Consider the following 2,604-nt stretch of genomic DNA (forward strand, 5'->3'; position numbering starts at 1 on the left):
CAGGACTTCCACACCTGGCCTATCAACCTTGTCATCTACAAGGGGTCTTACTTCGTTAGAATGAGAGACCTCATCTTAAGGCCGGTTTCACGCTTAGATGCTTTCAGCGTTTATCCGTTCCGAACGTAGCTACCCAGCTGTACCCCTGGCGGGATAACTGGTACACCAGCGGTTCGTCCACTCCGGTCCTCTCGTACTAGGAGCAGCTCCCTTCAAGTCTCTTGCGCCCGCGATGGATAGGGACCGAACTGTCTCACGACGTTCTGAACCCAGCTCACGTACCACTTTAATGGGCGAACAGCCCAACCCTTGGGACCTACTTCAGCCCCAGGATGTGATGAGCCGACATCGAGGTGCCAAACCTCCCCGTCGATATGGACTCTTGGGGGAGATAAGCCTGTTATCCCCAGGGTAGCTTTTATCCGTTGAGCGATGGCCCTTCCACTCGGCGCCACCGGATCACTAAGCCCGACTTTCGTCCCTGCTCGACTTGTCTGTCTCGCAGTCAAGCTCCCTTCTGCCTTTACACTCTGCGCGCGATTTCCAACCGCGCTGAGGGAACCTTTGGGCGCCTCCGTTACTCTTTCGGAGGCGACCGCCCCAGTCAAACTGCCCGCCTGACACGGTCCTGAGTGTCGTTACTACTTCAGTTAGAATTCCAGTGAATGAAGGGTGGTATCCCAAGGGTGACTCCACCGAGACTTGCGTCCCAGCTTCTCAGTCTCCCACCTATCCTGTACGTCATTCACCAGAATCCAATGTCAGGTTACAGTAAAGCTCCATGGGGTCTTTCTGTCCAGTCGCGGGTAACCTGCATCTTCACAGGTACTTCAATTTCACCGGGTCCCTCGTTGAGACAGTGCCCAAGTCGTTACACCTTTCGTGCGGGTCGGAACTTACCCGACAAGGAATTTCGCTACCTTAGGACCGTTATAGTTACGGCCGCCGTTTACCGGGGCTTCAGTTCACAGCTTCGGCTTGCGCCTTACCGCTCCCCTTAACCTTCCGGCACCGGGCAGGTGTCAGCACCTATACGTCAGCTTTCGCTTTAGCAGGCACCTGTGTTTGTGGTAAACAGTCGCTTGGGCCTCTTTTTTGCAACCTGCCCATGCTTCGGTCGTTTCTGACCTACACACCGACAGGCTCCCCTTTTCCCGAAGTTACGGGGACATTTTGCCGAGTTCCTTAACGAGGGTTTTCCCGCGCACCTTAGGATTCTCTCCCCGCCTACCTGTGTCGGTTTGCGGTACGGGCGCCTCTTGTCTCGCTAGAAGCTTTTCTTGACAGTCTGGGATCAACAAGTTCGCCGTCCTCACGGACAGCTACCCATCACTTCTCAGGTTCCAGTTGTGCGGATTTGCCTACACAACACCCTACAAGCTTAGACGCGAATTTCCATCCTCGCGATTGCCTACCCTACTGTGTCACTCCATCACTCAAACGACTTAAAGCGGTACTGGAATATCAACCAGTTGTCCATCGCCTACGCATCTACGCCTCGGCTTAGGTCCCGACTTACCCTGAGCGGACGAGCCTTCCTCAGGAAACCTTAGGCTTTCGGTGGACAAGATTCTCACTTGTCTTTTCGCTACTCATACCGGCATTCTCTCTTCTTACCAGTCCACGGATCCTTACGGTACCGCTTCAATCCAATAAGAACGCTCCCCTACCCAAGTTCGTTAGAACTTGCCATAGCTTCGGTTCCGTGCTTGAGCCCCGGACATCTTCGGCGCAGAACCTCTCGACCAGTGAGCTATTACGCACTCTTTCAATGGTGGCTGCTTCTAAGCCAACATCCTGGTTGTTTGTGAAGTTCCACATCCTTTGCCACTTAGCACGGCATTGGGGACCTTAGCTGATGGTCTGGGCTGTTTCCCTCTTGACTACGGATCTTAGCACTCGCAGTCTGACTCCCAAGGATAACTATAGTCATTCGCAGTTTGACTGGGTTCGGTAACCCAAAGGGCCCCTAGCCCGATCAGAGCTCTACCGTCTATAGTCTTGCCTTGAGGCTAGCCCTAAAGCTATTTCGGGGAGAACCAGCTATCTCCGTGTTCGATTGGCTTTTCACCCCTATCCACAACTCATCCCAAAGCTTTTCAACGCTCACGAGTTCGGGCCTCCACGTAATTTTACCTACGTTTCACCCTGGCCATGGATAGATCACTACGGTTTCGGGTCTACAAATACTAACTATACGCCCTATTCAGACTCGCTTTCGCTTCGGCTCCGTGTTTCCCACTTAACCTCGCTAGTACCTGTAACTCGCCGGTTCATTCTTCAATAGGCACGCCATCGACCTTGCGGTCTTTGACTGTTTGTAGACATACGGTTTCAGGTTCTCTTTCACTCCCCTCCCGGGGTGCTTTTCACCTTTCCCTCACGGTACTATGCGCTATCGGTCGCCAACGAGTATTTAGCCTTGGAGGGTGGTCCCCCCTGCTTCCCACAGGGTTTCTCGTGTCCCGTGGTACTCTGGATTCCAGCCATCGAGCTCTGCCTTTCGCCTACGCGGCTTTTACGCGCTATGGCCTACCTTTCCAGGTAGTTCGACTAGACCTGACTCGAATTATGCCGGTCCTCAACCCCAGAAGCATTGCTGCT

1 rRNA gene is annotated in these 2,604 nt (G+C 53.6%); it reads right to left on the reverse strand.

The features are described 5' to 3' along the window. Nucleotides 1-2,604, reverse strand: a 23S ribosomal RNA gene (locus tag AXX12_RS18660); the annotation flags it as partial.

Origin of the sequence: Anaerosporomusa subterranea (genome assembly GCF_001611555.1) — a bacterium.
GTDB lineage: Bacteria > Bacillota > Negativicutes > Sporomusales > Acetonemataceae > Anaerosporomusa > Anaerosporomusa subterranea.